Source organism: Phenylobacterium conjunctum, from assembly GCF_042679085.1.
GTDB lineage: Bacteria > Pseudomonadota > Alphaproteobacteria > Caulobacterales > Caulobacteraceae > Phenylobacterium > Phenylobacterium conjunctum.
In genome coordinates, this window is sequence record NZ_JBHTLQ010000004.1 from 93,173 (window position 1) to 116,059 (window position 22,887).

General features: G+C 67.4%; 18 protein-coding genes and 1 tRNA gene. 13 read left to right on the plus strand and 6 right to left on the minus strand.

Going from position 1 to position 22,887, the window contains the following annotated elements:
- Positions 1-486 (plus strand): response regulator, encoded by a 486-nt coding sequence (locus ACFQ27_RS02775; protein WP_377352353.1) that lies wholly within the window; start codon positions 1-3, stop codon positions 484-486.
- Between the two features lie 59 nt (positions 487-545).
- Positions 546-767, plus strand: coding sequence for a hypothetical protein (locus ACFQ27_RS02780; RefSeq protein WP_377352354.1), 222 nt, complete (start codon positions 546-548; stop codon positions 765-767).
- A 5-nt stretch (positions 768-772) separates the two neighbouring features.
- On the opposite strand, the gene queE is transcribed toward ACFQ27_RS02780, so the two are convergent.
- Together queE and queC are read right to left on the minus strand one after the other, a co-directional pair.
- On the minus strand, positions 773-1,405 hold the full coding sequence (gene queE / locus ACFQ27_RS02785) for a 7-carboxy-7-deazaguanine synthase (protein WP_377352355.1): 633 nt from the start codon (positions 1,403-1,405) through the stop codon (positions 773-775).
- 10 nt (positions 1,406-1,415) lie between these two features.
- Entirely contained in the window at positions 1,416-2,141 is a 726-nt protein-coding gene (gene queC, locus ACFQ27_RS02790) for a 7-cyano-7-deazaguanine synthase QueC (protein ID WP_377352357.1), read from the minus strand.
- Between the two features lie 400 nt (positions 2,142-2,541).
- On the opposite strand from queC, the gene ACFQ27_RS02795 reads away from it, so the two are divergent.
- The 6 genes from ACFQ27_RS02795 (at position 2,542) to ACFQ27_RS02820 (ending at position 14,457) form a co-directional block, all read left to right on the plus strand.
- A complete protein-coding gene (locus ACFQ27_RS02795; protein WP_449304993.1) occupies positions 2,542-5,400 on the plus strand; it encodes a TonB-dependent receptor in 2,859 nt (952 codons plus the stop codon).
- A gap of 370 nt (positions 5,401-5,770) precedes the next feature.
- Positions 5,771-8,575, plus strand: a complete 2,805-nt coding sequence (locus ACFQ27_RS02800) for a TonB-dependent receptor (protein ID WP_377352361.1) — start codon at positions 5,771-5,773, stop codon at positions 8,573-8,575.
- A 376-nt stretch (positions 8,576-8,951) separates the two neighbouring features.
- Positions 8,952-11,444, plus strand: a complete 2,493-nt coding sequence (locus ACFQ27_RS02805) for a TonB-dependent receptor (RefSeq protein ID WP_377352362.1) — start codon at positions 8,952-8,954, stop codon at positions 11,442-11,444.
- A 243-nt stretch (positions 11,445-11,687) separates the two neighbouring features.
- Positions 11,688-12,794: a response regulator gene (locus ACFQ27_RS02810; protein ID WP_374346941.1), complete on the plus strand. Its 1,107-nt coding sequence runs from the start codon at positions 11,688-11,690 to the stop codon at positions 12,792-12,794.
- 65 nt (positions 12,795-12,859) lie between these two features.
- Complete coding sequence (locus ACFQ27_RS02815; RefSeq protein WP_374346939.1) at positions 12,860-13,483, plus strand: class I SAM-dependent methyltransferase; 624 nt, start codon at positions 12,860-12,862, stop codon at positions 13,481-13,483.
- Between the two features lie 8 nt (positions 13,484-13,491).
- On the plus strand, positions 13,492-14,457 hold the full coding sequence (locus tag ACFQ27_RS02820; RefSeq protein WP_377352364.1) for a Gfo/Idh/MocA family protein: 966 nt from the start codon (positions 13,492-13,494) through the stop codon (positions 14,455-14,457).
- 4 nt (positions 14,458-14,461) lie between these two features.
- Here ACFQ27_RS02820 and ACFQ27_RS02825 read toward each other — a convergent pair whose 3' ends face one another.
- Positions 14,462-14,674, minus strand: a complete 213-nt coding sequence (locus ACFQ27_RS02825; RefSeq protein ID WP_374346935.1) for a hypothetical protein — start codon at positions 14,672-14,674, stop codon at positions 14,462-14,464.
- A 193-nt stretch (positions 14,675-14,867) separates the two neighbouring features.
- Entirely contained in the window at positions 14,868-15,104 is a 237-nt protein-coding gene (locus tag ACFQ27_RS02830; protein WP_374346933.1) for a hypothetical protein, read from the minus strand.
- A gap of 340 nt (positions 15,105-15,444) precedes the next feature.
- On the opposite strand from ACFQ27_RS02830, the gene ACFQ27_RS02835 reads away from it, so the two are divergent.
- Entirely contained in the window at positions 15,445-16,062 is a 618-nt protein-coding gene (locus ACFQ27_RS02835) for an SOUL family heme-binding protein (RefSeq protein ID WP_377352365.1), read from the plus strand.
- A 48-nt stretch (positions 16,063-16,110) separates the two neighbouring features.
- Here ACFQ27_RS02835 and ACFQ27_RS02840 read toward each other — a convergent pair.
- Positions 16,111-16,187: transfer RNA gene (locus tag ACFQ27_RS02840), tRNA-Met, on the minus strand.
- A gap of 97 nt (positions 16,188-16,284) precedes the next feature.
- Here ACFQ27_RS02840 and ACFQ27_RS02845 point away from each other — a divergent pair.
- Positions 16,285-17,313 (plus strand): glycosyltransferase, encoded by a 1,029-nt coding sequence (locus tag ACFQ27_RS02845; protein WP_377352367.1) that lies wholly within the window; start codon positions 16,285-16,287, stop codon positions 17,311-17,313.
- Positions 17,313-19,034, plus strand: a complete 1,722-nt coding sequence (gene asnB, locus ACFQ27_RS02850; protein WP_377352368.1) for an asparagine synthase (glutamine-hydrolyzing) — start codon at positions 17,313-17,315, stop codon at positions 19,032-19,034. Before ACFQ27_RS02845 ends, asnB begins: the two co-directional genes overlap by 1 nt.
- 46 nt (positions 19,035-19,080) lie before the next feature.
- Here asnB and ACFQ27_RS02855 read toward each other — a convergent pair whose 3' ends face one another.
- A complete protein-coding gene (locus ACFQ27_RS02855) occupies positions 19,081-20,193 on the minus strand; it encodes an NAD(P)/FAD-dependent oxidoreductase (protein ID WP_377352369.1) in 1,113 nt (370 codons plus the stop codon).
- Between the two features lie 187 nt (positions 20,194-20,380).
- Between ACFQ27_RS02855 and ACFQ27_RS02860 the strand changes: the two genes are divergently transcribed.
- Positions 20,381-21,604: a pentapeptide repeat-containing protein gene (locus tag ACFQ27_RS02860; protein ID WP_374346923.1), complete on the plus strand. Its 1,224-nt coding sequence runs from the start codon at positions 20,381-20,383 to the stop codon at positions 21,602-21,604.
- Positions 21,605-21,696: 92 nt separating this feature from the next.
- Positions 21,697-22,872 (plus strand): serine hydrolase domain-containing protein, encoded by a 1,176-nt coding sequence (locus tag ACFQ27_RS02865; RefSeq protein ID WP_374346921.1) that lies wholly within the window; start codon positions 21,697-21,699, stop codon positions 22,870-22,872.
- Positions 22,873-22,887 lie beyond the last annotated feature (15 nt).

The following is a 22,887-nucleotide window of genomic DNA, read 5'->3' on the forward strand; positions in this document are numbered from 1 at the left end:
TTGCTCGTCGACGACATCCGCAACTCTCGGGTGTTGTTGATGGAGATCCTGCGAGCGGTTGGCCTCAATCAGGTGTTCGAGGCCTCTGACGGCGCCGAAGCTCTCCAGTTTCTGCGCGGGCAGATGGTGGACATCGTCATGACCGACCTGGCCATGTCGCCCCTGGACGGCATCGACTTCGTGCGGCTGCTGCGCAACGCCCCCGACAGTCCCAACCCCATGCTGCCGGTGCTGATGATCACCGGCCACCTGACGGTGCGGCGCATCGGCGAGGCGCGCGACGCCGGGGTCAATGAGTTCCTGGCCAAGCCGATCACCGCGCGCGGGGTGCTGGAACGGCTGCAGCTGCTGATCGACCAGCCGCGCCCGTTCATCCGCACCATGGACTATTTCGGCCCCGACCGCCGCAGGCGTCAGGACCCGAGGTATGTCGGCCCGTGGCGCCGCGCCACCGACGTGGTCGCCCGCCAGCCGCTCAGCAGCTGAAACAGCCACCTTTTGGTGACCATTCAAGGTTAATCAGAGGCTGCCAAAAGGAGCCTCCCATGTCCGCCCCGCGCAGAATAGCCGCCTTCGCCCTGATCCTGGGCCTGGGCGTGAGCCAGTCCGGCTGCATCGCCCTGGCCGTGGGGACCGTCGCCGGCGCCGCGATCGGTATCACCGCCAAGGGGGTCGGCATGACCGCCAAGGGGGTCGGCAAGGCCGCCGGCGCGATCCTGCCAGGCGGGGGCCACAAGGACGAGCGCGCCGACAGCCGCCGCCAATAGGCCCCCTACGGAATGCCCAGGTACTTGTGCGTCTGGACGCTGAGCCGCCAGCGCGGATGGACCAGGCAGTAGGCGATTGCGGCCTGGGTGTTGGCCACCCGGTCCGGGCCGTCCATGGGCTGAAGCAGGAAGCGCTCGAAATCCATCGCCTCGAAGGCGCTGGGATCCACCCCCTTCTGCGGGAAGACCAGCTTCAGCTCCTGCCCCTTGGTCTGGACCACGGGCGCGGTGCTCTTTGGGCTGACGCAGATCCAGTCGACCCCTTCCGGAGCCGGCAAGGTGCCGTTGGTCTCCAGGGCGATCGAGAAGCCGCGGGCGTGGAAGGCTGCGATCAGCGGCTCGTCCAGTTGCAGCAGGGGCTCGCCGCCGGTGCAGACCACCAGGCGCGCCGCATCGCCGCCTTCCCACTTGGCGGCCACGGCGTCCGCCAGGGCCTCAGGCGTCGCGAAACGGCCGCCGCCTGGACCGTCCATGCCCACGAAGTCGGTGTCGCAGAAGGTGCAGACGGCGGTGGCGCGGTCCTCCTCACGGCCCGACCACAGGTTACAGCCGGCGAAGCGGCAGAACACCGCCGCGCGCCCCGCCTGCCCGCCCTCGCCCTGCAGGGTGAGGAAGATCTCCTTGACCGCATAGCTCATGACGCCGCCCTCATGGGATCGCCGTCAGCGGCCGGCCGGCCGCCACCCATTCGTCCCAGCCCTTGGCGCGCAGCTCACAGGCCGGACAGGCGCCGCAGCCGTGGCCCCAGGCGTGGCGCGCGCCGCGCTCGCCGCGATAGCAGGTGTGGCTGTCCTCGAGGATCAGATCCACCAGCGCCGCGCCGCCCAGGGCCTGAGCCAGCCCCCAGGTTTCGGCCTTGGTCAGCCACATCAGCGGGGTTTCGATGCGAAAATCCTGCGCCATGCCCAGATTGAGGGCGCCTTGCAGGGCGTCCAGACTGTCCCGCCGACAGTCCGGATAGCCGGAGAAATCGGTCTCGCACATGCCCCCGACAAGAATGCCCGCCTGGCGACGGTCCGCCAGGGCGGCGGCGTAGGTCAGGAACACCAGGTTGCGGCCGGGAACAAAGGTGTTGGGCAGGCCCTTTTCGGTGACCTCAAAGGCCCGGTCCTGCGTCATCGCGGTCTCGCCGATGGCGCCGAACCCGCGCATTTCCAGCATGTGATCCTCGCCCAGACGGGGCGCCCAGAGCGGGAAGGCGGAGAGAAATCTTTCGCGGATCACCGATCTTTGGGCGAGTTCGACCGCATGTCGCTGGCCGTAGTCGAATCCCACGGTCTCGACGCGATCATAGCGGGCGAGCGCCCAGGCGAGGCAGACGGTGGAATCTTGGCCGCCGGAGAACAGCACGAGGGCGCGAGAGGAGCTGGTCATGGCCCTCATATGCCGCCTGCCGAGGCGATCGGAAACCCCAGCGAGGGGCGCCGTAACGGCGCCCGCCCATACCCTCGCCAAGAATCGGACCAGGCCGGCGATCCGGGTGCGCACGCCTGAGGCGCGCCGGCATGGTGAAGGTTCGCGCAGGCCGGGAAAATCGGAGTCGGTTGCCCCTGCGGCGCCTCGGCAAAGCCTTGGCAATAAAGCCACAGCGCGATCAAGCATTTCATATTATCGGCGATCACTTAACGCTGTCCCGTTGACAGAACACCGGTCGCAGCAGGAGCCTCAGAGTCTGCTGGGGCATACGCCGCTGACCCCGGCCTTTCACCTGCGCGGCGGATGTTGGCGGACCGGACCGGCCTATAGAGTCCGGCCGCCATGGGAGGAAACACGTATGCAAAGAACTCTGCACTTGCGGAGCCTATTGGCCGTGGGCGCTTCAGCGGCCGCGCTCGCCGCCATGGCCCAACCGGCCTTCGCCCAGACTGCGGGCGCCACCGTCATCGAAGAACTGGTCGTCACCGCGCAGAAGAAGGAAGAGTCGATCCAGGACGTGCCGATCGCGGTTTCCGCGTTCAGCCAGGACACGCTCCAGAAGCAAAAGATCGACGGCGGCCCGAACCTGGTTCTGGCCATTCCGAACGTCAACTTCTCCAAGGGCAACTTCACCGGCTACAACTTCCAGATCCGGGGCGTCGGCTCCAAGCTGGTGGCCGGTTCGGGCGACGCCGGCACCGGCATCCACCTGAACAACGCCCCGCTGACCGCCAACAACCTGTTCGAGACCGAGTTCTACGACGTCGAGCGCGTCGAAGTTCTGCGCGGTCCGCAGGGCACCCTGTACGGCCGCAACGCCACCGGCGGCGTGGTCAACCTGATCACCAACAAGCCGGTCGACCACTTCGAAGCCAACGCCCGCATCCAGCTGGGCAACTTCGGCGAACAAAAGCTGCGCGGCATGGTCAACCTGCCGATCGGCGACATGCTGGCCGTCCGCGTCGCGGGCGCCACCCTGAAGCGCGACGGCTACGGCAAGAACATCGTCACCGGCAACGACGCTGACGACCGCGACCTGTACGGCCTGCGCGCCACCGTCGCCTTCACCCCGTCGGACGACTTCAAGGCCACCTTGATGTACGACCGGTTCCACGAAGACGACAGCCGTTCGCGGATCGGCAAGCAGTACTGCACCAAGGACAATGGCCCGGCCACTGTCGGCGGCGTCGGTTACTCCACCGCGGCGGGCGGCCTGGTCGGCCAGATCCAACGCGGCCTGTTCAGCCAAGGCTGCCAAGCCACCTCGCTCTATTCGTCGGGCGTGCTGGGCACCGTGAACTCTCAAGCCACCCTCGGCGGCCTGTTCGGCGCGCTGGGCGGCTTCCAGACCGGCGACGCCTACGCCGGCAAGACCCAGACCCCGGACGTGCGCGACATCGAGTCGACCTTCGACCCGATCTACAAGGCCTCGACCGACATCTGGGAACTGAACCTGGACTGGAATGTCACCGACGCTCTGAAGCTGACGTCGCTGACCGGCTATTCCAAGAACATGATCTACACCCGGCAGGACTATAACCGGTACACCCCGACGACGAACTTCAACACGTCGCCGAACCCGGTGAACGCCCTGGCGGCCCTGGGCCCGGCCTATGCCGGCATCTACGCCACCCTGTTCCCGGGCGGCGTGGTCAGCGACCCGCAGAACGGCAAGTTCAACCGCTTCACCACCTCGGACATCTCGGCCGGGAAGTCGAAGCAGTGGAGCCAGGAACTGCGTCTGCAGTCGGCCTTCGACGGTCCCTTGAACTTCAACGTCGGCGCCATCTACGTCGACTTCAAGGCCGATGACGGCGACTACTACGTCATGTTCAACACCGGCACCGCCTGGTACCAGGTGAACAACCTGCTGGGCACCGGCAACGCCAACTGCACCACCGGCGCCGGCTGCGTCGCGGTCGATCCCGGCAAGGATCCGAACCGCTCGGGCCGCAACTACTATGACAGCTACGCGCCCTACCACCTGAAGTCGAAGGCTCTCTTCGGCGAGGTGTACTGGCAGATGACGGACACCTTCAAGTGGACCCTCGGCCTGCGCTACACCGACGACGACAAGCGGATCGAGACCCACCCGGTCGCCCTGGGCGTCGCCCTGAAGGCCGGTGAGACCGCTGGTCCGCTGCCGGCCGTCAACCAGCACGTCCAGTTCAAGGAAACCACGGGCCGCTTCGGCTTCGACTGGAAGCCGGAACTGGGCTTCACCGACAGCACCCTGGTCTATGGCTTCTTCTCGCGCGGCTATAAGGCCGGTGGCGTCAACAGCCCCTGCACCAACACCGGCGGCGTGATCTGCGGCCCGCCGACCTTCGAGCCGGAATTCGTGAACTCCGTCGAATTCGGCATGAAGAACGCGCTGCTCGACGGCTCGCTGATCCTGAACGGCTCGATCTTCCACTACGACTACAAGGGCTATCAGGTCTCGAAGATCATCAACCGCGCTTCGACCAACGAAAACATCGACGCCAAGATCAAGGGTGTCGAACTGGAATCGATCTGGTCGCCGGTGCGTCCGCTGCGCTTCAACGCCAGCCTCGGCTGGCTGGACACCGAGATCGCCAACGGCACGTCCATCGACACCTTCAACCGGACCGGCGGCGACCCGCTGCTGACCGTGGTGAAGTCGTCGGCGGCCTCCAACTGCGTCGTCCGTACGGCTGACGCGGCCACGGCCCTGGCCATCTCCAACAGCCTGGGCAACCCGTTCGCCCTGCTGGGCGTCTGCACCCCGGCCTCCACGGCGGGCGCGGGCACCAAGCTGTCGGCCAACTCCAACGCCGTCGCCATCGGCACCAACGCCTTCGGCGGCCTGGTCTCGGACGGCGTGGCCACCAACCTGAAGGGTAAGGAGCTGCCGAACGCGCCGCACTGGACCTTCTCGTTCGGCGCCCAGTACACCTTCGACTTCGGCAACGGCTGGGATGCGGTCCTGCGCGGCGACTACTACCGCCAGACCAAGACCTTCTCCCGGATCTACAACTCGATGCCGGATCAGATCGACGAGTGGCAGAACGTCAACCTGACCCTGACCGTGTCCAACCAGGACAAGGGCTGGACCCTGGAAGGCTTCGTCAAGAACGCCACCGACGAAGAAGCGATCACCGACACCTACCTGACGGACGACTCTTCGGGTCTGTTCCGCAACGCCTTCTTCACCGAGCCGCGCACCTACGGCGTGGCCGTGACCAAGCGTTGGTAAGCACCTTAGGCTGATCCTCGGATCAGTCCGGAAGGGGCGGCGGAGACATCCGCCGCCCCTTTTTCGTGCCCGCGATTCCGCCGCCGAAGGGGCTTTCCCCTGCCCTTACGGGAGGTTCGGCCCACCATCCCAGATGCGTCAAAAAACGCCGGTCGTTTTTGTGCAGCCTGTTTGAAAGCGCGCCATTTCAGCCACAACCGGACCGTTGCGTGAGTAATTCAGGATAACTTATCGCCGGTCACAATTGACGCCGGCGTCAGCGAACGGGAGTTTTCGGCCGTCCGGTCGCCTCCCCGCGCCCGGGCTCACCGCAAGATAACAATTCCGGCGTCCAGGGGTGGCCAACACCCGAACGCTTTTGGGAGGATTCATGATGCACACCCACAGCCTGCGGCTGCGCTCCGCGCTCGCCGTCGGGGTTTCGGCTCTCGCCCTGTCTGCCCTGTCCGCGCCGGCGTTCGCGCAGGACAACACCACTGTCATCGAAGAACTGGTCGTGACCGCGCAGAAGAAGGAAGAGTCGATCCAGGACGTGCCGATCGCGGTCTCCGCGTTCAGCCAGGACAGCCTTCAGAAGCAGAAGATCGACGGCGGCCCGAACCTGGTTCTGGCCATCCCGAACGTCAACTTCTCCAAGGGCAACTTCACCGGCTACAACTTCCAGATCCGGGGCGTCGGCTCCAAGCTGGTGGCCGGTTCGGGCGACGCCGGCACCGGCATCCACCTGAACAACGCCCCGCTGACCGCCAACAACCTGTTCGAGACCGAGTTCTACGACGTCGAGCGCGTCGAAGTTCTGCGTGGTCCGCAGGGCACCCTGTACGGCCGCAACGCCACCGGCGGCGTGGTCAACCTGATCACCAACAAGCCCGTCGACCGCTTTGAGGCCAACGCCCGGGTCGAGCTCGGCAACTATGGCGGCCAGAAGTTCCGCGGCATGATCAACGTCCCGGTCGGCGATATGCTGGCGGTGCGCGTGGCCGGTTCGGCCCTGAAGCGTGACGGCTACGGCAAGAACATCGTCACCGGCAACGACGTCGACGACCGCGACCTGTACGGCGTCCGCGCCACGGTCGCCTTCACGCCGAACGACGACTTCAAGGCCACCTTGATGTACGACCGCTTCCACGAGGACGACCATCGTTCGCGGATCGGCAAGCAGTACTGCACCAAGGACACCGGCCCGGCCAATGTCGCCGGCGTCAACTACTCCACCGCCTTCGGCGGCCTGATCGGCCAGGTCCAGCGCGGCCTGTTCAGCGTCGGCTGTCAGGAAACCTCGCTGTACTCGGCCGGCGTGCTGGGCACCGTGAACTCGCAAGGCACCCTGGGCGGCCTGTTCGGCGCCCTGACCGGCCTGCAGACCGGCGACGCCTATGCCGGCAAGATGCAGACTCCGGACGTGCGGGACATGGAGTCGACCTTCGACCCCATCTACCAAGCCTCGACCGACATCTGGGAACTGAACCTGGACTGGAACGTCACCGACAGCCTGAAGCTGACCTCGCTGACCTCCTATTCCAAGAACGACCTGTTCACCCGGCAGGACTACAACCGCTACACCCCGACCGCCGGGTTCAACACCACGCCGAACCCGGTCAACGCCTTCGGCGCCGCCCTGGCCGCGGCTGGCCTGAACTACAACACCCTGTACGGCGCGCTCTTCCCCGGCGGCGTGGTCAGCGATGGCCAGAACGGGAAGCAAAACCGCTTCACCACCTCGGACATCTCGTCCAGCAAGTCGAAGCAGTGGACCCAGGAACTGCGTCTGCAGTCCTCGTTCGACGGCCCGATCAACTTCAACGTCGGCGCCATCTACGTCGACTTCAAGGCTGACGACGGCGACTACTACGTGATGTTCAACACGGGCACCGCCTACTATCAGGTCAACAACCTGCTGGGCGTCGGCAACCCGAACTGCACCAGCGGCGCGGGCTGCGTGCCGGTCGACCAGGGCGCGACCCCGAACCGTTCGGGCCGCAACTACTATGACAGCTACGCGCCCTACCACCTGAAGTCGAAGGCTCTCTTCGGCGAGGTCTATTATCAGATGACCGACACCTTCAAGTGGACGCTCGGCCTGCGCTACACCGACGACGACAAGAAGGTTGAGACCCACCCGGTCGCGCTGGGCGTCGCCCTGAAGGCCGGTGAGGCCGCTGGTCCGCTGCCGGTCGTCAACCAAGGCGTCCAGTTCAAGGAAACCACTGGCCGCTTCGGCTTCGACTGGAAGCCGGAACTGTCGTTCACCGACGACACCCTGGTCTATGGCTTCTACTCGCGCGGCTATAAGGCCGGCGGCGTGAACCCGCCCTGCACCAACGGCGGCGGCGTGGTCTGTGGCCCGGCCACCTTCGAGCCGGAATTCGTGAACTCGATCGAATTCGGCATGAAGAACACCCTGCTGGACGGCTCGCTCGTCCTCAACGGGTCGATCTTCCACTATGACTACAAGGGCTATCAGGTCTCGAAGATCGTCAATCGCGCTTCGACCAACGAGAACATCGACGCCAAGATCAAGGGTGTTGAACTGGAATCGATCTGGTCGCCGATCCGTCCGCTGCGGTTCAACGCCGCCATCGGCTGGCTCGACACCGAGATCGCCAATGGCTCGTCGATCGACACCTTCAACCGCACCCAGGGTGATCCCAACCTGATCGTGGTGAAGTCCTCGGCCGCCTCCAACTGCGTGGTCTCCAAGGCCACCGCGGCCACGGCGCTGACGATCTCCAACGCCACGAACAACCCCTTCGCCCTGCTGGGCCTTTGCTCGGGCGCCTTCGGCGCCGCCAGCGACGGCGTGGCGGTCAATCTGAAGGGCAAGGAACTGCCGAACGCCCCGCACTGGACGACCTCTTTCGGCGCCCAGTACACCTTCGACTTCGGCAACGGCTGGGATGCGGTTCTGCGCGGCGACTACTACCGCCAGAGCAAGACCTTCTCCCGGATCTACAACTCCAACGCCGACCGCATCGACGGCTGGCAGAACGTCAACCTGACGCTCACCGTGGCCAACCAGGACAAGGGCTGGATCCTCGAAGGCTTCGTCAAGAACGCCACCGACGAGGAAGCGATCACCGACACCTACCTGACCGACGACTCCTCGGGTCTGTATCGGAACGCCTTCTTCAGCGAGCCGCGCACCTACGGCATGGCCGTGACCAAGCGCTGGTAAGCGTCAAATCTGATCTTCGGATCAGGAAGGGCGGCGGAGCAATCCGCCGCCCTTTTTCTATGTGCACACCTTGGGTTTCGAAATTCCGGTGTGCAGCGCCAGGCGCGAGCCCAAGCTTCACCTTTGATTTACAAACGCGCCAAAGAACGGCGATCAGTTTTGTACGGCTAATTCGAAAACGCGGTATTTCAGCAACATTGCCGCTTCCGCGAGAGTGAATTGCGATCACTTAGCGTCCGCCACAATTGACGCGGGCGCCGCCCCCCACGACGTTCCCGCGCATCCGGACGCCTCCCCGCGTCCGGCCTCATTTGCACGCGCATCACGCGGGCGACGGTGACGTGAACCAACACGTCCCATCGCCTTGGGAGGATTTATGACGTCATTCAACAGCCTGCGGCTGCGCCTCGCGCTCGCCGCTGGGGCTTCGGCTCTCGCACTCTCCGCCCCCGCCCTGGCCCAGGAGGCCGCCGGCGACGACTTCACCATCCAGGAACTGGTCGTCACTGCGGAGAAGCGCGAGCAGGCGCTGCAGGACGTGCCGGTGGCCGTCTCCGCCTTCACCTCGAGCCAGCGCGACGTCGTCGGCATGACCGGCATCCAGGACTTCGTGAACTTCACGCCCGGCATGAACTATTCGGGCACCGACCGCGTCTCGCTGCGCGGCGCCGGCCGCAACACCTTCTATGTCGGCAACGACCCGGGCGTGGCGACCTATACCGACGGCTTCTACTCGGCCTCGTCGTCGGAGCTGTTCAAGACCCCGCTGTTCGTGGAGCGCACCGAGATCCTGCGCGGGCCGCAGGGCACGCTCTATGGCCGCAACGCCATGGGCGGCGCCGTGAACACCGTCTCCAAGCGCCCCGACCACGAGTTCGGCGGCGAACTCCGCGCCATGTATGGCGACTATGATCGCACCCGCGTCGAAGGCGTGGTCTCGATCCCCGTCGCCGACACCCTGCGCTTCAAGATCGGCGGCAGCCAGGACTGGCAGCGCCAGGGCTTCATCGAGAACATCGGCACGGCCAACGACGGCGGCACGATCAAGCGGACCTATTTCGAGTTCCAGGCCGACGCCGAGCTGGGCGACAACGCCACCGCCTGGGTGCGGTATTCGCGCACCAACTGGGACGACACCATGGGCGTGGGCGACCGCCTCGCCAACCTGGTGACGCCCTATGACACCACCCGCGTGTTCCAGCCGATCGGCGGCCTGCTGCCCAATCCGCAGTACGGCTACACCACCGCCAACCCGGCCGTGTCCGATCCCTACAAGATGAACACCAACCGCGACGGCTACGGCCACCTGCGCGGCAACCACCTGCTGACCGCCCAGGTCACCTACGATCTTGGTTGGGCCGACCTGAAGTACATCGGCGGCTTCCAGCAGTACAACTACCAGACGGGCGGCGACTATGACGGTACGAGCCGCGCCGGCCCGATCACCATCCCGGGCATGCTGGTCCCCTACTATCCGGACCAGACCACGGACTTCAACGAGCACAAGAAGTACTATTCGAACGAGATCAATCTGAGCTCGAAGGCCGACGGTCCGCTGACCTGGATCCTGGGCCTGTACCAGTACCACGAGAAGTATCGCCAGCAGATCCAGCTGGCCGCGCCGCAACAGGTCCAGCTGGCGACGCCGCTGACCCTGGCCGGCACGCCCGCGGCCGCCAACCCGGCGCGCAACTTCGCTGACCAGCAGGCCAGCCTGATCTCCAAGGCCTATGCGGTCTTCGGCCAGGCCACCTACCGGTTTAACGAGACCTGGGCCGTGACCGGCGGCCTGCGGTACACCAAGGACGAGAAGGACGGCTCTGAATCCCAGCGCCTGGTCCTGCTCAGCCCCTCGCTGTTCGGCGGCGCTGCGGCGTTCGACGTCTCCAGCGATATGGATGCGGCCACGCCTGGCGTGCAGAACTTCCGCAACCTGTCGGGCTCCTGGGACGCCGTCACCGGCTCCCTGGACGTGGACTTCACCCCGGACAGCGACAGCCTGTACTACGCCAAGTACAGCCGCGGCTATAAGTCCGGCGGCTTCCTCCTGGGCACGCTGGCGCCCCAGCCCCAGGCCAAGGAAGAAAAGGTCGACGCCTTCGAAGTCGGCATGAAGAAGACCATCGCGCGCCGCCTGATCCTGAACGGCTCGGTCTTCTACAACGACTACAAGGATCTGCAGCTGAACCTGCAGCAGCTGAACGCGGCCGGCACGGCCTCGGCGAACAACTTCGTCAATGTCGACGCCACGGCCTGGGGCGTTGAGCTGGAAGCCCAGTGGCAACCGACCCGCGCCCTGCAGATGTCGGCCTCCTATGGCTACCTGAACACCGAGATCACCAAGGGCTGCTGCTTCTACGACCCGGCGGACCCCTCGGCCCTGCTGCCCGGCGCCAAGCCGGCCGGCGGCGCCGCGGTGACCAACGGCGTGCGCCTGGTGTTCCAGGACCTGAAGGGCTCCAAGCTGTTCCAGTCGCCGGAGAACAAGTTCGCGTTCAACGCCAACTACACCTTCGACTTCGCGCCGGGCTCGCTGATCCTGTCGGGCACCTACACCTGGACCGATGCGACCATCTACCAGCCCTTCAACGATCCGGCCTTCGAGGTTCCCGCCTATGGAACCGCCGACTTCCGGGTGCTGTGGAAGGACGCCGACGGCAAGTACGACCTGATCGGCTTCGTGAAGAACGCCTTCGACGAGGAAGGCTTCACCTCCACCGGCTCCACCAACCCGACCGCCATTTTCGCCAACCCGAACCCGGGCCTGGCGGTCGGCGGGACCCCTTATCTGCGTCAGACCGGCGTCGCCATCAGCCGCGGCATCATCCAGCCGCGCACCTATGGCGTTGAGCTGCAGTACCGGTTCTAGCGCACCACGAGCTCCGGGTTTCCTCCCCGGGACTTTCAGGGCGGCGGAGAAATCCGCCGCCCCTTTTTTTGCCCGACGAGGCGAAATCGCCGCGACACCCAGATCGGGGAACTTCGGTATCGAAAAAATTTCCGTTCAATTTCCGTCAGTTGCACTTGATGGAACTGATTCGCAGCGAATTTAACGTCTCTGCAAGCGCTCGTGCGCATTCTGGGTAAAGGTAACCCAAGGCGTCCGCCCCGCATGTCGTCGCAACAGTTCGTATTCGAGCGCGTCACCAGCGAGATCCATCAGCAGATGGAGGGCGTGCTCGCGCTCGCCGACCGGCTGGCTCGCCAGCCGCTGGGCCCGGACGCCCAGGTCTGTGTGGCGGGCGTCATCGAGGCCTGCGCCAGCGTCCGACAGATCGTCTCGGCGACCATGGACCTGGAGGCAGCCGACGCGGCCGGTGTTAGCTTCAATCCGGCCGCCTGCCGCCTGCGCGACCTAGTGGACGACCTGGAAGCCCGCTGGGGCGAGCGCGCCCGCGCCTGTGGCGTGACCCTGCTGGTCTCCTATGACGGCGATCCCGACGCCACGGCGATGATCGACGCCGCCCGCACCATCCAGGCCTTTGACGGCTTCATCGCCCAGGCCCTGGCCGGGGTGCGCCGCGGGGCGGTGGAAGCCGCGCTGCGCGCCGTCGCCTGTGGCGACACCATCCGCATCCAAGGCCGCGTCCGCGGCGGGGGCGAGCGCAGCCTCGGCGAACGCGCCCTCGACATCCAGCAGATCGAGGCCCTGTTCGGCCTCGAGACCGCCCTGACCTCCGCCCTGGGCCACAAGATCCTGGCCAGCCTGGGCGGCCAGATCCGCGCCGACGACAACCTGGGCGGCGGCGAGACCCTGGTCTTTGAATTCGAGGCGCCCCGCGCCCAGCCGCAGGGCGAGGACAGCGGCCGGCCGGCCGAGTCCGCCCGCAGCGCCCACATCCTGGTGGTCGACGACAACGCCACCAACCGCATGGTCGCCGAGACCCTGTGCGAGATGTTCGAGTGCACCTCCGAGAGCGTCACCGATGGCGTCGAGGCGGTGGACGCCGCGCGCTCCGGCCGCTTCGACCTGATCCTGATGGATATCAAGATGCCGCGGATGGACGGCGTCGCCGCCACCCGCGAGATCCGCCGCATGGCCGGCCCCGCCGGGGCCGTGCCGATCATCGCCCTGACCGCCAACGCCGATCCAGAGGACGCCGCCGGCTACCTGGCCGCCGGCATGAACGGGGTCGTCGAAAAGCCAATGAAGCCAGACACCCTGCTGCGCGCCCTGCAAGAGAACCTCGGCGACAAGCCGGACGCCGCGGCGGCCTGATTTCCCCTGGCGGATCGGTCCGGCCGGTCTAAGCTCTCCCCCAAGTCACTCGGGGGAGGATCGCTGTGCCGTCACTCTATGAACGCTTCATCCTGCCCAAGCTTTTGACCTCGGCCTGCTCCTCGCCGCCGATGATGAAGCAGCGCGCCAAGGTGGTGCCGCGCGCCGCCGGCCGGGTTCTGGAACTGGGCGTCGGCATGGGCCTGAACCTTTCCTGCTATGACCCGACCAAGGTGGACGAGGTGATCGGCGTCGATCCCTCGCCCGAGCTGCGCCAGATCGCCCTGGCGGCCCCCAAGCCCGAAGGCCTGAAGGTCCAGGTGGCGGACGGCGTGGCCGAGGCCCTGCCCTTCGAGGACAAGGGGTTCGACACCGTGGTCTGCACCTTCACCCTGTGCTCGGTGCACCAGCCCAAGGCGGCCCTGGCCGAGGCGCGGCGGGTGCTGAAGCCCGGCGGGCGGCTGTTGTTCTGCGAACACGGCCTGGCGCCGGACCCGGATGTCGCCAAGTGGCAGCGGCGGGTGGAGCCGATCTGGAAACGCCTGGCGGGCGGGTGCCATCTGTGCCGCCCGGTGGCCAGCGCCATCGGCGAGGCCGGGTTCAAGGTCGACTGGCTGGAGACCATGTACGTGCCCAACACGCCGCGCATCGCCGGCTGGAACGAATGGGGCGCGGCGGTCGTCGCCTGAGCCACGCCATGACCCTTCGCATCGGCCTGATCGGCGCCTCGCGCATCGCCACCACCGCCATCATCGCCCCCGCCGCCGGGCGCTCAGACGTCCAGGTCACCGCCGTGGCCGCCCGTGATCCTGAGCGGGCGCGGGCCTATGCCGCGCCCCATGGCGTCCCGCACGTCGCCGCCGACTACGCCAGCCTGATCGCCCGCGACGACGTGGACCTGGTCTATGTCGGCCTGCCGCCGGCCGGCCACGCCGCCTGGACCATCGCCGCTCTGGAGGCCGGCAAGCCGGTGCTGTGCGAAAAGCCCTTCGCCCGCGACGCCGCCGAAGCCCAGGCCATGGTCGAGGCGGCGGGGCGGACGGGTCAGGTGCTGATCGAGGCCTTCCACTACCGTTTCCACGCGGTCATGGACCGGGCGCTGGCGCTGGTTCGATCCGGCGCCCTGGGCGCGCTGCAGCGCGCGCACGCGGTGTTCCAGGTCCCGATCCCCAAGGATATCGACGACCTGCGCTGGCGGGCGGACCAGGCGGGCGGGGCCCTGATGGACCTGGGCTGCTATCCCCTGCACATCCTGCGCACCCTGATCGGCGCGGAGCCTGAGGTCTTGTCAGCCCAAGGCGTGTTCGACAACGGCGTCGACGCCGCCATGAGCGCCAGCCTGGCCTTCCCCGGCGGGGTGGAGGCGCAGATCTCCTGCTCCATGATCCCGGACGCGCCCGGCGCCGTGGCGGTGCTGGAGGGCTCTGAAGGGCGGCTGGAGATCATCAATTTCATCGCCCCGCAGATCGGCTGCCGAATGACGGCGACCATCCGGGGCGAGACGCAGGTCCTGCCCACGGACGGGCCGACCACCTACGAGGCGCAACTCGACCATGTACTGGACGTGCTGGCAGGCCGCGCCGCCCAGATCACGGGCGGGGCGGATGCGATCGCCAACATGGCGGCGATCGATGCGATCTACCGGGCGGCGGGCCGCCCTTAAGGTCTTAGAGCTGGTTGAACTCGCCGCAGCGGCACTTCACGACCACGTCGCGCAGGGCCTCGGGACCGTCGGCGACATGGATCGGTTCGTTGCAGGCGCCGCAGGTGAAGGCGGTGCGGCCAGGCTGGCGGTCGTTCACGTCGATCTGGACGGCCTCGACGAGGGCGCGGCGGCCCACGAACAGGCTGGGGACCGTGCGAAGAGACGTCATGATCATGCGGGGTACTCCACTAAGCCCGAGCGGGGAGGCGCGGGATCTCGTCGGTTTATGACCAACGAATGTTGCAATGCAATGACTACTTCGCCCGTTAACTACAGAGGGCTGCTGATGCCGACTTTCCAGGCGATTTTTGCGCTGCAATAAGGCCCTGCGCGTGCGCCGACGACGACTTCGCGGTTAACGAATCTGATTAGCGCTCGACGCAGACGGCCGACAGTCTCGGGCTGCGGGGCTCGATGATTGCGGCGGCGCCGGCCCGCTTCATGGCCTTGTTGTCTGCCTCCTGCAGCTTGGCCATGGCGGCCTCGTCGGCGACCAACGCCTCACGGGCGGCTTCGCAGGTCGCTTTGGAGGTGAAGGTGGCGGTGTAGCTGGAGCCGGTCTGGCCGCTGATGAACCAGGTCACGAGCAGAATGAACTCTTTCATCGAACGCCCCCATTCGCCCGGATCGTTGATCGCGGCAGGGGCCTAGCCTCCCCGCAATGGGGCAGGACTGCCACGCGCCGGGCGAAGGCGTCAACCGGCGGACGGAACGGGGTTATCTGTCGGGCTGGGCCTGTCCTGGCGTCCGGCGTCGGCGCCATGTTCGATGCGACCCAGCTCGACCTCCGCGCGGGAAAAGACCTCCTCCTGGCCGGTGTCGAGGACGGGATCCTGGGGCGAAGGTTTGAGTGGGGCCTGGGTCATCATCAAGGAACGCGTCCGGGCGCGGGTGGTTGCCGTACCTCAAGGGCCGGGCCAGGCTTTCCCCGGTCTGGAGCCCGCCATGCGATCCCTGCTCGCCGTCCTCATCCTCACCGCCAGCCTGATCGGAGGCCCCGCCATGGCCATTGAGCAACCCAAGCATCAGGTGGAACGCGCCGAGGGCAAGTTCGAGCTGCGCCGCTATGCGCCCTATGTGGTGGCCGAGGTCGAGGTGGGCGGCGATCAGAAGCAGGCGGTGCAGGCGGGTTTCCGCAAGCTGGCCGGCTATATCTTCGGGGCCAACCAGGGCCGGGCCAAGATCGCCATGACCGCGCCTGTGGCCCAGGCCAGAAAGGGCGAGAAGATCGCCATGACCGCCCCCGTCGCCCAGACATCCGACACCGCCGGCCGCTGGACCATCCAGTTCATGATGCCCAGCGCCTACCGGCTCGACACCCTGCCCCATCCCAACGACCCGGACGTGAGGTTCCGCCAGGAGCCCGCCCGGCGCAAGGCGGTGCTGACCTATTCCGGCGTCGCCAATGCGAAGAATTTCGCCGAGCGGACGGCCGAGTTGGAAGGCTGGATCGCCACCAAGGGCCTCAAGGCCCGCTCAGGCGCCACACTGGCCCAGTACGACCCGCCCTGGACGCCCTGGTTCATGCGCAGGAATGAAGTGCAGATCGAGGTGGGGGACTAGCTCCGCCCCAAAAGCAAAAAGCCCCGCCGGAGCGGGGCTTTTCGGAAGTGGTAGCTGGGGGCGGGATCGAACCGCCGACCTGTGGGTTATGAATCCACCGCTCTAACCATCTGAGCTACCCAGCCGCCGGGCCTTTCGGCGAGGGGCGGTTTATAGGGATTGTTTTTCGCCCATTCAAGCGGCTTGGGCGCGAGGCAAAGGACGGCTAGTTTGCCGACCGACATGAGCGTGCTTCACCTCCTCGGAACGGCCGGCGAAGGCGGCGCGGAAACCTATTTCCTCGACCTCGTCGGGGCCTTGGCCCGTGCGGACGGGCCTCAGGCCTGCGCCATCCGCCCCAACGCCAACCGCGAGGCGGCGCTGGCGGCCGCCCGCGTGAGCGTGGAGACCTACCGATTCGGCGGTCCGCTGGACCTGATCACCAAGCCGCGCATCAAGACCTTCGCCCAGAAGCAGGACGTCAAGGTGGCCCTGGCCTGGATGAACCGGGCCGCAAGGCACACCCCACGCGGGCCGTGGGCGCGGATCGGGCGGCTCGGCGGCTACTACAATCTCAAATACTACCGCGGCTTCGATCACCTGGTGGCCAACACCGAGGACATCGCCGACTGGGTCGTGGCTCAGGGTTGGCCCGCAGGCCGGGTCCGCTACATCCCCAACTTCGCCGCCGCGCCGCCGGACACGGCGGCGGTGGACCGGGCCAGCCTGGACACCCCTGATGACGCCCCCCTGCTGCTGGCCATGGGCCGGCTGCACGAGGCCAAGGCCCACGACATCAACCTGACCGCGCTCACCCAGATCCCGGACGCCTATCTGTGGATCGCCGGGGCCGGGCCGCTGGAGGCCAAGCTGAAGGCCATGGCCGAGGCGATGGGCGTGGCCGGGCGCGTGCGGTTCCTGGGCTGGCGGACTGATCCGTCGGCGCTGTACCGGGCGGCGGACGTCTGCGTCTTCCCCTCCCGGTACGAGCCCCTGGGCAATGTGGTGATCCAGGCCTGGGCCCACGGCCTGCCGGTGGTGGCCGCCGCGAGCCAGGGGCCGGCCGCCCTGATCCGCGACGAGGCCGACGGCTTGCTGGCGCCGGTGGATGACGCCGAGGCCTTCGCCGCCCAGGTGAAGCGCGTGCTGGCCGATCCCATGTTGCGCATTCGCCTGGCCCAGAACGGCGCCGAGCGGGTGGAGGCGGAGTTTTCCGAGGCCGCGGTCGTGGCCCAGTGGAAGACGCTGTTCGCCGACTACGGAGCCGGCTGATGTGCGGCATAGCCGGGGTGCTGCACGGGCCCGGGTCGGCGCGCCCGATGATCGAGGCCCTGACCCACCGCGGCCCCAACGGGGTGAGGGTGGAGGATCATGAGGGCCTGTCCTTCGCTCACGCCCGGCTGTCGATCATCGACCTGGAGGGCGGCTGGCAGCCGTTGCATGCGGCCGGATCGACCGTCATCGGCAATGGCGAGGTCTATAACTATGTCGAGCTGGCCGCCACGTTCGGCCTGAAGGACGTGCTCGCGACCGGCTCGGATTTCGAGCCCCTGCTGCACCTGTACGAGAAGGAAGGTCCCGCCGCCTTCCAGCGCCTGCGCGGCATGTACGCCCTGTGCCTGGTGGGGGGGGACGGCCGCACATGGCTGGTCCGCGACCCGTTCGGCATCAAGCCGCTCTATGTGCTGGAGAAGGACGACGCGGTGCTGTTCGCGTCCGAGCCACGCGCCTTCCTCGAGGCCGGGCTGCTGGCGCCGGAGATGGAGCCCGAGGCCGCCGCCGAACTGCTGGCCTTCAACTACACCCTGTCGCCGATCTTCCGGGGCGTGCACCGGCTGGAGCCGGGCGAGATCGCCGAGGTGGTCGAGGGCCGGCTGGTGCGCCAGGGCCGGCGACGGCTGATCTCAGAGCCCGGTCACGCCCCCTCCGCCGCTTCGCGGTCCCCCTCCCCCGCCGGGGCGGGGGAGGAGCAATTGGTTCGGCGGCTGGATGCGGTGCTGGAGGATAGCGTGCGGGTGCACCAGCGCTCGGACGTGCCCTATGGCCTGTTCCTGTCGGGCGGAATCGACTCCGCGGCCGTGGCGACCCTGATGTCGCGGCTGAACGCCCGGCCGGTGACCGCCTTCACCTGCGGGTTCGATGCGCCCGGCGCGCGGGACGAGCGCGCCCAGGCCGAGCGGGTGGCCAAGGCCCTGAACCTGGACTGGCGCGAGACCCGGTTCGGCGAAGAGGACTTCTGGCGGATCCTGCCGGACGTCGCCTGGGCGATGGACGACCCCACCGCCGACTATGCGACCCTGCCGACCTACAAGCTGGCGGAAGCCGCCAAGGGGACCCTGACCGTGGTCCTGACCGGCGAGGGCGGGGATGAACTGTTTGGCGGCTATGGCCGTTATCGCCGGGCCCTGCGCCCTGCCTGGTTGGGCGGACGCGCCGCCGAGCCCCGGCCGGCGGATGCGGCGGCGCTGGACCGCTGGCGCGCTGCGGCGGCCCCGCCCAAGGGTCTCACCCGCCTGCAACAGGCCCAATGGCGCGACATCGAGACCTGGCTGCCCAACGACCTGCTGCTCAAGCTCGACCGCTGCCTGATGGCGCATGGACTGGAAGGACGCACGCCGTTCCTGGACCCCGAGGTCGCAGCCTTCGCCTTCCCCCTGCCCGACCGGTTCAAGGTGCGTGGGCGCTATGGCAAGTGGATCCTGCGCAAGTGGCTGGAGGGGGTCTGTCCGGCGGCTGAGCCCTGGGCGCGCAAGCAGGGCTTCACCGTGCCGGTGGACGCCTGGATCGCCCCGCGCGCCGCCGACATCGCCGAGCGGATCTGCGGCCTGGAGGCGGTGCGCCGCGTGCGCCCGGCCGATGCGGTGAAGGCGAGCTTCGAGACCGGCGGCGCCGAGCGCTGGCCGCTGCTGTTCTTCGCCGTCTGGTCCCTGATCCACCTGGAGAAGGCGAGCCCGTCCGAGGCCCTGAAGGCCTGCGTGGGGGAGCTGGGCTAGCCTAGTTTCCGCTCATCCCGGCATTCGCCGGGGTATGCGGTTAGGGTTACAGACCCAACCGGCCTGCAACCTCTTCGCCAATGGCCAGGGACGAGGTCAGACCAGGGCTTTCGATGCCGAACAGGGTGACCAGGTCGGCCATCCCGTGGGCTTCGGGACCGTCGATGCGGAAATCCGGCTGCTTCTCGCCGGGACCATGCAGCTTGGGACGGATGCCGGCATAGTCGGGGGCCAGGGCGCCGTCGGGCAGGCTGGGCCAGAACTTGCGGATGTAGCGATAGAACTCCGGCGCGCGGGCCGGATCGACGCTGTAGTCCAGGCTGTCCACATAGGCGAGGTCAGGGCCGAACACCGCCTGACCGCCCAGGTCGCGGCGATAGTGGGTGCCGAGCGCGCCGGGGATCGGCGGCGGATAGACCAACCGCGCGAAGGGCGCCTTGCCGGTCAGGCGGAAATAGACGCCCTTGCCATAGTGGCCCTTGGGGATGGTGGCGGTCGGGAAGCCCTCGATGGTCGCCGCCACCGCCTGGGCCGACAGGCCGGGCGCGGTGATCAGCCGCCGGGCCGTCAGGACGGTGGGCTCGTCGCCACCGGCCCGGACCTCGAAGCCGCCGGCCTCCAGGGGCGTCGCGCCCTCGAAGGGGGTGGAGGTGACCACGGCGCCGCCCGCGGCCTCGATCTCGCCCTGCAGGGCCAGCATGTAGCCATGGCTGTCGAACACGCCGCTCTCCGGCGAGATCAGAGCGGCGTCGCAGTTCAGCTCCGGCTCGAGCGCCAGGGCCTGGGCCTTGGTCAGGTGGGCCATGCCCTCGACGTCATTGGCCTGGGCTTGAGCCAGGATGCCGTCCAGCCGGGCGACCTCCTCGGCGTTGGTGGCCACCACCAGCTTGCCGCACTTGTCGTAGGCCACCTTGTGGCTGTCACAGAACGCATAGAGCGCGCGTCGACCCTGGACACACAGCCGGGCTTTCAGAGAGCCGGTGGGATAGTAGAGTCCGCCGTGCACGACCTCGGAATTGCGGGCCGAGACCCCCTCGCCGATGATCGGGCCGGCTTCCAGCACCGCCACCACCAGGCCCCGTCGCGCCAGGGCGTAGCCGCAGGCCAGGCCCACTGCGCCCGCACCCACCACCACCGCGTCAAAATCGAATTCCGCCATGCCCGCTGGTTAGCGGAATCGCTGCCGCAAGGGGAGCCGCAATCGAGTCCTGGCGCCAGCTGATGTCGGCATCCGGCGCAGGCGTGTCAGAACGCCACACCACCCGCCGCGGCCTCGCGCAACGGGATACGGTAAAGGATTGAGACACGTTTCGCGTTCATTCTGCCACCAACCTTAGAGGTGTAGGATGACGGCGTTCACCCAGGCGCAGCTCGACGAGGCCCTCAACGCGCACGAGCGGTTCGTGAACCGCGCCGGCGGCGGCATGCGTCTGATCCTGCGCTACACGGTCCTGGACGGCCTGGATCTCGCCGGGCGGGATCTCCGCGAAGTGGATCTCAGCGCCTGCAGCCTGGTGGGCTGCGACCTACGCGTGGCGCGGCTGGATCAAGCCGTCCTGTTCGGCTGCGACCTTTCCCAGGCGGACCTGACCGGGGCGACCCTGGTCCGCGCTGACCTGCGCGGCACCGTCCTGTGCGGCGCGAACCTCACCGGCGTCGACATGACCGACGCCGACTGCCGGCCGGGCAAGGTGGTGCAGAACTCCGGCGACAACACCCTCAACAGCGGCGAGGGCCCGGCGACGGACGCCACCGGCGCGGTCCTGCAGCGGGCTAGTCTGGATCGCAGCACCGCCGACAACGCCGACTTTTCCGACTGCGCCCTGGTGGACGCCAAGCTGTCCGGCGCCAAGCTGAAGAACGCCAGCTTCGAGAGCGCCACCCTCGACGGCGTCGACCTGAGCGGCTCGAACCTGGAGGGCGTCGAGCTTTCCGGCGCCGTGCTCAAGAACGTCAACCTGAAAGGGGCGGTGCTCAAGGACGCCAAGACCAAGGGCGTGATCCGCGAGCCCAGCAAAGAGGCCGTGGCCCGTCGCCCCATGCTGCTCGAACGCCTGTCCAGCCACCAACTCTGGCGGATGACTGGCGGCGCCCAGGGCGCCCAGGCCGATGTGCGCGGCGAGGACCTGCGGGTGGTGGACGACGTCCTGGTCGGCGGCGAGTTCGTCGGCCTGCAGGCGGCCAACGCCATCCTCATCGGGCTTGACCTGTCGCGCGCCAACCTGCTGGCCGCCGACCTGAGTGGCGCGGACCTGCGTGGGGCCCAACTGGACGGCGCGGACCTGCGCGGCGCCGACCTGTCGCGCGCCAACCTGTCCAAGGCCTCCCTGCGCGAGGCGACCCTCGTCGACTTCACGCTTGGCGAACAGGTGCGCCCCATCCGCCTGAGCGGCGCGCGCCTGCGCCATGCCGACCTGCGCGACGCCACCTTTGACGCCCGGCGGCTGGAAGAGGCCGACACCATCGGGGTGATCCTGGAAGATCCCGCCATCGAGGCCCTGCCCGACCCCTTTGCCGAGGCCATGGCCGAAGCGGCAGACGAGCCGTCGGACCTGCAGCAGACCGCCTGACCCGATCCGCGTCTCGGCCGGCTTGCCCCGCAGAAGCCTCGCCCTTAAGCCTGGATCCAGACCCGGATCCACCGGGCGCTTTGGGAGGCACCATGTCCAGATCCACATTGCGGCTCGCCGCGGCCCTTTGCCTGTTCGTCGCGGCCGCGGGCCCGGCCCTGGCGGCTGACAAGCCCGCGGGCGGCGCGGCGGTCCTCTCCTGGACGCCCGACGAGCAGAAGTGGGGCTACAAGCACATGGAGGAGATCAATCCCACCCATGTGTTCAAGCGTGGCGCGACCGTCCACGCTCTGCCGATGGCGCAAACCCAGATCGACCCGAAGTGGACCCACGACGGCAAGACCTGGGACACGGCCAGCTACATGGCCGCCATGCGCACCTCCGGCGTGCTGGTCCTGAAGGATGGCAAGGTCATCCTCGAGCGCTACGGGCTGGACCGGGGCCCCAACGACCGCTGGACCTCGTTCTCCGTGGCCAAGTCGGTGACCGCGACCCTGGTCGGGATGGCGGTCAAGGACGGCTATATCAAGAGCCTGGATGACCCGGTCACCACCTATATCCCCAAGCTCACCGGCCCCGGCTATGCGGGCGTGACCGTGCGCCAGCTGATCACCATGACCTCGGGCGTGAAGTGGAACGAGGACTACACCGACCCCAATTCCGATGTGGCCAAGGTGGGCTTCTCGTCGGATGAGGCCGGGGTCAATCCGGTAGTCAGCTACATGCGCAAGCTGCCCCGCGAGGCCACCCCGGGAACCAAGTTCGTCTACAAGACCGGCGAAACCGACCTGGCCGGCATCCTGGTCTCCAGCGCCACCGGCAAGACCCTGTCCGCCTATCTGTCGGAAAAGCTCTGGGCCCCCTACGGCATGGAGCAGGACGGGATCTGGATGGATGACATCGCCGGGCATGAGCGCGGCGGCTGCTGCATCTCCATCACCCTGCGCGACTATGCCCGCATCGGCCAGTTCATGCTGGATGGCGGCAAGATCGACGGCAAGGATGTCCTGCCCGACGGCTGGGTGGCCGACGCCACCGCCGCCCACGTGACGCTGCCCCCTGAGTCGGGCGAGACCGGCTATGGCTACTTCTGGTGGCTGATGCCCGGGGGCTATTCGGCCCAGGGCATCTTCGGCCAGCAGATCATGATCTATCCGAAGGAACGCTTGGTCATCGCCATCAACTCCGCCTGGCCCCGCGCTACCGGCCGCGACCTCTGGGGCGCGCAGGCGGTGTTCAACGAGGCGATCCGGGCGGCGGCGAAGTAGGACCAGGGGCGGCGG